Source organism: Burkholderia sp. AU38729 (genome assembly GCF_020419725.1).
Classification (GTDB): domain Bacteria; phylum Pseudomonadota; class Gammaproteobacteria; order Burkholderiales; family Burkholderiaceae; genus Burkholderia.
Genome location: NZ_JAIZQO010000025.1, coordinates 21,882 through 28,647, shown reverse-complemented (window position 1 = coordinate 28,647; position 6,766 = coordinate 21,882). Strand labels below are relative to the sequence as shown.

General features: G+C 67.3%; 9 protein-coding genes and 1 pseudogene. 3 read left to right on the top strand and 7 right to left on the bottom strand.

The annotated features are described in order from the left end of the window. Positions 1–139: pseudogene (locus LGM56_RS36395) on the bottom strand (polyamine ABC transporter ATP-binding protein); the annotation flags it as partial. Here LGM56_RS36395 and LGM56_RS36390 point away from each other — a divergent pair. Then, positions 132–500 carry a hypothetical protein gene (locus LGM56_RS36390; protein ID WP_226208180.1) on the top strand — a complete coding sequence of 123 codons (369 nt, stop codon included), beginning with the start codon at positions 132–134 and terminating at the stop codon, positions 498–500. The pseudogene LGM56_RS36395 and the gene LGM56_RS36390 overlap by 8 nt on opposite strands. Positions 501–662: 162 nt before the next feature. Here LGM56_RS36390 and LGM56_RS36385 read toward each other — a convergent pair whose 3' ends face one another. The 3 genes from LGM56_RS36385 to LGM56_RS36375 form a co-directional block, all read right to left on the bottom strand. Continuing rightward, positions 663–1,130: a nucleoside deaminase gene (locus LGM56_RS36385; RefSeq protein WP_089443473.1), complete on the bottom strand. Its 468-nt coding sequence runs from the start codon at positions 1,128–1,130 to the stop codon at positions 663–665. Positions 1,131–1,223: 93 nt separating this feature from the next. After that, positions 1,224–1,694, bottom strand: coding sequence for a cyanase (cynS, locus tag LGM56_RS36380; RefSeq protein WP_089497848.1), 471 nt, complete (start codon positions 1,692–1,694; stop codon positions 1,224–1,226). 36 nt (positions 1,695–1,730) lie between these two features. After that, a complete protein-coding gene (locus LGM56_RS36375; RefSeq protein ID WP_226208179.1) occupies positions 1,731–2,390 on the bottom strand; it encodes a carbonic anhydrase in 660 nt (219 codons plus the stop codon). Between the two features lie 113 nt (positions 2,391–2,503). Between LGM56_RS36375 and cynR the strand changes: the two genes are divergently transcribed. After that, complete coding sequence (gene cynR / locus LGM56_RS36370) at positions 2,504–3,433, top strand: transcriptional regulator CynR (RefSeq protein WP_226208178.1); 930 nt, start codon at positions 2,504–2,506, stop codon at positions 3,431–3,433. A 105-nt stretch (positions 3,434–3,538) separates the two neighbouring features. Here cynR and LGM56_RS36365 read toward each other — a convergent pair whose 3' ends face one another. Together LGM56_RS36365 and LGM56_RS36360 are read right to left on the bottom strand one after the other, a co-directional pair. Beyond that, positions 3,539–3,742, bottom strand: coding sequence for a hypothetical protein (locus LGM56_RS36365; protein ID WP_089429190.1), 204 nt, complete (start codon positions 3,740–3,742; stop codon positions 3,539–3,541). A 34-nt stretch (positions 3,743–3,776) separates the two neighbouring features. After that, a complete protein-coding gene (locus tag LGM56_RS36360) occupies positions 3,777–5,096 on the bottom strand; it encodes a DUF3422 family protein (RefSeq protein ID WP_226208177.1) in 1,320 nt (439 codons plus the stop codon). A 161-nt stretch (positions 5,097–5,257) separates the two neighbouring features. Here LGM56_RS36360 and LGM56_RS36355 point away from each other — a divergent pair, with 161 nt between their 5' ends. Beyond that, a complete protein-coding gene (locus LGM56_RS36355) occupies positions 5,258–6,133 on the top strand; it encodes a LysR family transcriptional regulator (RefSeq protein ID WP_089428468.1) in 876 nt (291 codons plus the stop codon). On the opposite strand, the gene LGM56_RS36350 is transcribed toward LGM56_RS36355, so the two are convergent. Beyond that, complete coding sequence (locus tag LGM56_RS36350) at positions 6,134–6,694, bottom strand: hypothetical protein (protein WP_226208176.1); 561 nt, start codon at positions 6,692–6,694, stop codon at positions 6,134–6,136. Between the last annotated feature and the right edge of the window lie 72 nt (positions 6,695–6,766).

The following is a 6,766-nucleotide window of genomic DNA, read 5'->3' as shown; positions in this document are numbered from 1 at the left end:
TGCCGCAGCCCGAGCTGCCGAGCAGCGCGAACAGCTCGTTCTTCGCGATCGTCAGGTTCACGTTGTCGACGGCGGTGCTGTCGCCGAATTTCTTCACGACGTTTTCGATGCGGACGAAGGCGTCGTTCGGCTTGAGCATGTCCGTCGCCGGGCGATGCAGCGCATCAGGTGTACTGAATGAATCCCGTTTCATGATGGTCCGTGTTAGGCAGGTAAGCGAATCTCAGGCGTCAGGCGCAACCGGCCGGCCGGTCGCGCGGTGCTGGCGGGGAGGGATCGAGCGATTCCTCGTCCGCAACGAATGGCGCAATGAAACAGGGGTGGCGGAGCGCACGACGATCGGCGGCTGTCAGTCGCGACCGACCGGACGCGTCGCGTTGGCTGTCATGAAGATTTCATCGGTTTTCATCGGGCTTTCCGCACGTTTCTGTCGTCTCCAGTGCGAATTTTTAAACCCGTCAAAAAGCTTTTGGATCGCGGATTTCGGTTCCGGACATTGAACGGGATCGATGTTTGGCGAGGCGGGAAAACGGGGGCCCAAGCCGGCCCCGTGCGGCAGCGCGGGCACCCGGCGGCATGGGCGCCGCCGGGTGAAACGGAGGGTGGGGAAAACGAGCAGCCGGGCGGCCGCCACGCGCGGCCGGTGCGCCGCGCGGGTTACATCACTTCGCGTTCAGTTCCTTCCAGCGCCGGTAGACGTTGATCGCGTCGCCGTGCTTCTGCTGCACCATCGGCAACCGGCGCTCGTCGATCGGCTTCGCATATTCGGCGTAGAACGTGTCGAGCTCGAAATACTTGCGGTCGTCGCGGTAGAACGGCGCGTAGTCCTCGCGCGTCGTGATGTAGATCACGCGTTTGGGGCTGCAGTAGTACAACGAGCCGAGACACATCGGGCACGGGCTCGCGAGAATGTAGATCTCGCAGTCGCTCAGGTGCTCGGTGCCGAGCTTGCGGCACGCATCGCGCACCGCGAGGATCTCGGCGTGCGCGGTCGGGTCGCTGGTTTGCGCGACGAGGTTCGGGCTTTCCGCGACGATCTCGCCGTCGCGGACGATCACCGTCGCGAACGGGCGGCCGCCCTCTTCCACGTTCTTCATCGCAAGATCGATCGTGCGCTTCACAAAATCCATGGCTGCGTCCTCGTTGAAACGGAATGGCGGGAACGTGCGCCGGCCGGCGGCCCACGCACGTCGGGCAGGAACCTGCGCGGCACCGCGCCGGCGTCAGAACGGCTTGGTCGGCAGGTACTTGCCGTCGAGCGTGATCACCGCGCGCGACCCGCCTTCGGGATCGTCGACCTTCTTCACGTCGAGCCGGAAATTGATCGCGCTGATGATGCCGTCGCCGAACTTCTCGTGGACCAGCGCCTTCAGCGTCGTGCCGTACACCTGCAGCATTTCGTAGAACCGGTAAATGGTCGGGTCGGTCGGCACGCGATCGTCGATGCTGCCGCGCAGCGGGATCATCTGCAGCAGCAACACCGCGTCGTCGTCGAGGCCGAGCTTGTCGGCCACGCTGCGTGCGGCGTGCGCCGGCAGCGCGTGCTGGCCGAGCAGCGCGGCCGTCACGAACGCTTCGCTCAGGCCCGTGCCTTCGGTGAGCTGCGCGAACGACAGGTTCTTGCGCGCCTTCGCGAGCACGATGGTTTCGGCAAGCGCGTGGCGGGCGGTCTGGCTGTGCTGGGACTGGATCATGGCAATTCCTCGTGGTGGGGTGGGAGCAATCCGGATTCAGGCCGCGACGGCAAGCATCGCGGGCGTGGCGCGGACCTCGGGGTGGTCCGCCAGGGAAACGAACCGGCCGGTCGCGCCGTCGAAGGCGTCGATGCAGCCCGATTCGATGTCGTAGACCCAGCCGTGCAGCGCGAGACGCCCTTCTTCGAGCGCGAGCCGCACGGCAGGGTGCGTCTTCAGGTTCGCGAGCTGCGCGACGACGTTCTCGCGCACCATCGAGTCGATCCGCTCGCGTTCGCCGCGATGCGTGCGTGCCTCGTTCACGACCCGCGCCGAATCGGCGTAGCGCAGCCAGTGGCCAACGGCCGGCATGTGATCCAGGCACTGGCAGGTGGCGATCGCGGTCATCGCGCCGCAATCGGAATGGCCGCAGATCACGACGTCGGTCACGCGCAGCGCGGCCACCGCGTATTCGACCGACGCCGATACGCCGCCCGGCTCCGGGCCGTACGACGGCACGATGTTGCCGGCATTGCGGATCACGAACAGGTCGCCCGGTTCGCGCTGCGTGACGAGTTCGGGCACGAGCCGGCTGTCCGAGCACGAGATGAACAGCGCCCGCGGGTTCTGGCTGCGCGCGAGATCGCGGAACAGCGCGGCGCGTTCCGGATAGGCGTCGCGCTGGAACTTCAGGAAGCCTTCGATGATGTCCTTCATCGTGTGTTCTCCGGTGCAGGTGGAATCGATGAAGGGCAGGTTACGCCGGACTTCCAATAACGTAAAAGACTGATTTATGATCGTCCCGATAAGCAGGACTTATAGGAACCGCCATGCTGCTGCGCCATATCCACTACTTTCTCGCCGTCGCCGAGCACCGCAGCTTCACGCGCGCGGCCGCCGCGCTGCATGTGTCGCAGCCCGCGCTGTCCCAGCAGATCCGGCAGCTCGAGGAGACGCTCGGCGCGCAGCTGTTCGACCGCACCGGGCGCGTGACGCGGCTGACCGACGCCGGCGACGTGTATTTCCGCTATGCGCGGCAGGCGCTGCACGATCTCGCGGAGGGTCGGCGCGCGATTCACGACGTGCAGGACCTGAGCCGCGGCTCGCTGCGGATCGCGGTCACGCCAACTTTCACGAGTTATCTCGTCGGGCCGCTCGTCGAGGCGTTTCACGGCCGCTACCCGGATGTGTCGCTGTCGGTTCGCGAGATGTCGCAGGAGCGCATCGAGGCGCTGCTCGCCGACGACGAGCTCGATGTCGGCATCGCGTTCGAGGACGTGCAGACGGCGGATATCGACGCGCAAACGCTGCTGGTCGAAACGCTCGCGCTCGTCGTGAACCGCGCGCATGCGCTCGCCGGGAAACGCAAGGCCGGCCTGCGCGCGCTGCACGATGCGCCGCTCGTGCTGCTCACGGCCGAGTTCGCGACACGCGTGCAGATCGACCGCTATTTCCGCGAGCACGACGTGCGGCCACGCGTGTTGATGGAGGCAAATTCACTGGGGGCGGTGATCGAGATCGTGCGCCGCACGAATCTCGCGACGTTGCTGCCGGCGACGATCGCGGCCGGGCACGACGATCTCGCTGCCGTCGCGCTCGATCCGGCCGTCCTGCGGCGCACGGCCGTGCTGCTGCAGCGCAAGGGGGCGTACCGGAGCGCGGCCGCGCGCGCGTTCGTCGAACTGGCGTTGGCGCAGGGGACAGGGAAATCGAATGGGGAAAGCATCGCGCGTGCGACGCGCAAACGGATGTCCGGCTGAATGCCCGTCATGCTGAACGGCGGGCAAAGTCGGCGCGCGGGCGTTCGACGCTTCACTCGAACGAAACGCCCGCGTTACGTTGAACCGACGCGAAGCGACCGCGCGTCAGTTGTACCCGAGAATCGCCACCGCCGCGACGTCCGGCCGATCGATCGTATTCCCGACGAGCGACGTCATCGGCTCCTGCAGCACGGCTTGATACGACGTCACGCGCGGCTCGTCCGGCGCGCCCGGCTCACCCGGTGCCGGTTCGTCGAACGCGGCATCGAAACCGCTGTAAAAGCCCGCTTGTGTCTGCGAAAAAGTCATCTCCATTCCTTTCATTGATTGTGTTTTAGATGGTCTAACCAGCCTGCTTCAACGCCGCCGCATGCACCGGCGCGCCGTCATGCGCGGCCTCCGATCGCGCCAGCTGCGCGCGCGTGCGCCGCGTGATGTGAATCACCGCGAACACGACCGGCGCGATCAGCAGGCCTTCCGCCAGCTCGGGATCGACCGGCAGGTTCATCACGTGCAGCGCCTTGAACGCCGCCGTCGCGAGCGACAGCACGTAGTACGAAATGGCCGCCACTGACAGCCCTTCAACGGCGTGCTGCAAGTGAAGCTGATTGCGCGCGGTGCGCTCCATGCCCGCCAGCAGGCGCGTCACGTCCTTTTCCTGCGCAAGGTTCACGCGTGTGCGCAGCAGGTCGACCGCCCGCGCGATCCGCGCGGCGATCTGCTCGTGGCGCGCCCATACGCTGCGGCAGGTTTCCATCGCCGGCGCGAAGCGGCGCTCCATGAATTCGGCGATCGTCGGCATCCCTTCGATGCGCTCCTCGCGCAGCTCGTGGATGCGCGCCAGCACGAGCTTTTCGTACGCCCGTGAGGCGCTGAATCGCGCGCCCGATCCCGACAGCGATTCGACCCGCACCGCGAGATGCGTGAGCTTGACGAGCAGCGCCGTGTCGTCGCCGTCCGCGCCGCTCGCGTCCATCCGCTGCATCAATGCGTGCAGCGCCGCGTGGATCTCGTCGAGCTCGCGGCTCATCCGGCGCGCGACGGGCAACGCGAGCAGCGCCATCATCCGGTAGGTTTCGATTTCATACAGGCGCTGCAGCAGCCGGCCGCCCTGCTCCTCGCGGAAATCCTCGTCGACCACGAGAAAGCGCATGAAGCCGTCGTCGCGCACGTGCCAGTCGCAGAACACCTTGCCGCCGCCGAGCACGTTGCTGCCGACGAGCGCGGGGCCGTCGATCCAGCGGCGCAGGTCGCCGCACACGCGCCGCGCGGCGTCGCCCGACAGCAGCTCCATGCGCACCGCGACGAAGCGGATGCCGGCCAGCCGCGCGAACCACGCGGCCGGAATGCCTTCGATCGCGAGATCGTCGAAATAGCCGGTGTCGCGACGCGGCGCGACGAACGTGAAGGTCGAGAATTCGGTGTGACGCTCCCACTTCAGGTGCCAGCCGCTCGGCGACTGCACCGCGTAATGCGTCGCGCCTTCGTGCGGCGCGGCGATGCCGGTGTCGCGGCACAGCGCGTGCAGCAGCGTTTCGTGGATGTCGGGCTGGCCGTCCGCGTAGATCGCGTAATGCGTGAGCGACACGGCTTCGGCGAGCCGCAGGAACGGCCGGGCATGCAATTCCGCGGCCAGTGCGGCGCGCAACGGATGGTCCATCATCGAGACACCACGCTTTCCTGTTCAGTGCTGCACGCCGGCTCGGCCGGCCCGAACGCCGCGCCACCCTCGGGCGAAACGTCAGCGTGATCGCACTATGGCAGACACACAGCAACAATAAAAACGCATAATGCTGATCGTTACGTTCAGTTTTTTTGATACCCATGAAGATGCTCGATCACGACGTGCTGGCCACCGTCGTCGCCGTCGCGGAAACCGGCAACATGACCCGCGCCGCCGAGGCCGTGAACCGCTCGCAGTCGGCCGTGAGCATGCAGATCAAGAGCCTGGAAGACGCGATCGGGCGGCCGCTGTTCGTGCGCAAGCCGCGCAGCATCGTGCTGACGCGCGAAGGCGAGGTGCTGCTGGGATTCGCCAGACGAATGCTGGCGCTGCGCGACGAGGCCTGGGCGGCCGTGGTACGGCCGGAAGTGACCGGCAAGGTCGTGATCGGCGTGCCGGACGACTATGCGTCGTCGCTGCTGCCGTCGGTCCTGAAGAAATTCTCGGCGACCTACCCGAAGGTCGAGATCCAGGTGATGGGGCTGCCGAGCAGCGCGCTCGCGCCGCTGATCAAGGACGGCACCGTCGATCTCGTGTGCGGCACGCGCATCAAGGGGCTGTCCGGCGACTTCATCCGCCACGAGCCGATGGCGTGGGCCGCGATGACGAACGGGCCGCGCGTGTGGGAAGAGCGGCCGCTGCCGATTGCGGTGTTCATGCCGGGCAGCGTCGCGCGCGAGAACGCGATCCGCAGCCTGGAGCGCGCCAAGGTGCCGTACCGCACCTCCTATGAAAGCCCGAGCCTGCTCGGGCTGCTCAGCATGGTCGAGGCCGGCCTGGCCGTCGCGCCGCTCGCGCGCTGCGCGATTCCCGCGCAGCTGTCGATGCTCGGCCGCTCGCACGGGCTGCCCGACCTGCCGCCGCTCGAGCTGATCCTCGCGCGCAGCACGAAATCGAAGCGGCCGCCGTGCGACTTTCTCGCGGAACAGCTGATGGAAGACCTGCAGCGGCAGACCGGGCAGACCGGCGAAGCCTGATCAGCGCGTCGCGCCGAACCCGGCCGCGCCCAGCGCCGCGTTGACGTTCGCGGCGACCGTATCGACGAGCGCCTCGAGCGTCTCGCCGCGCACGTGCCGGTGTTCCGGCGCGACGTGCTCCTTGCGTTGCCAGCCCCACTGCGCGCCCGACGCGACCGACAGCGTCGCGCCGAACGCGTTGCCGTGGCGGAGGCCGAAGGTGCTCACGTGCCGCCCGGCCACATAGTCCTGTTCGGGCAAATAGAGCCGGATCTCGACCGCGACCTGGTCGCGATCGTTGACGCGCGCGGCCGGGCTGACCGTCGACGCGAACACTTTGCCGATCCGCCAGGTCACGCAGGTTTCCCACGCCGCGAGCGGCCCGCCGGCCGCGTCGACCCGTTCGGTGTCGACCGACCACTGATGCCGGTCGGGCAGGACGATCGCCTGGTGCAGCAGCACTTCGGCCACGCGCACCGTCGTCACGAGCTGACGCGCGAGCTGCTGGCCCGACGGCAGCGACGCCGTCCTTACGCGACGGCTTTCCGGCCGCGCGACAGGTACTGCTTCCATGAGGCCCATGACCCCTCCGTATTCAGGATCGGCGCCGCGCATGCTGTGTCGCGCGCCTGTCCGCCGCCTGCGGGCGGACGG

Bases quoted from the DNA above. Each gene is read 5' to 3' on its own strand.
- cynS (WP_089497848.1), bottom strand. From the start codon at position 1,694: ATGATCCAGTCCCAGCACAGCCAGACCGCCCGCCACGCGCTTGCCGAA.
- LGM56_RS36360 (WP_226208177.1), bottom strand. From the start codon at position 5,096: ATGATGGACCATCCGTTGCGCGCCGCACTGGCCGCGGAATTGCATGCC.
- LGM56_RS36385 (WP_089443473.1), bottom strand. From the start codon at position 1,130: ATGGATTTTGTGAAGCGCACGATCGATCTTGCGATGAAGAACGTGGAA.
- LGM56_RS36375 (WP_226208179.1), bottom strand. From the start codon at position 2,390: ATGAAGGACATCATCGAAGGCTTCCTGAAGTTCCAGCGCGACGCCTAT.
- cynR (WP_226208178.1), top strand. From the start codon at position 2,504: ATGCTGCTGCGCCATATCCACTACTTTCTCGCCGTCGCCGAGCACCGC.
- LGM56_RS36350 (WP_226208176.1), bottom strand. From the start codon at position 6,694: ATGGGCCTCATGGAAGCAGTACCTGTCGCGCGGCCGGAAAGCCGTCGC.
- LGM56_RS36365 (WP_089429190.1), bottom strand. From the start codon at position 3,742: ATGACTTTTTCGCAGACACAAGCGGGCTTTTACAGCGGTTTCGATGCC.
- LGM56_RS36355 (WP_089428468.1), top strand. From the start codon at position 5,258: ATGAAGATGCTCGATCACGACGTGCTGGCCACCGTCGTCGCCGTCGCG.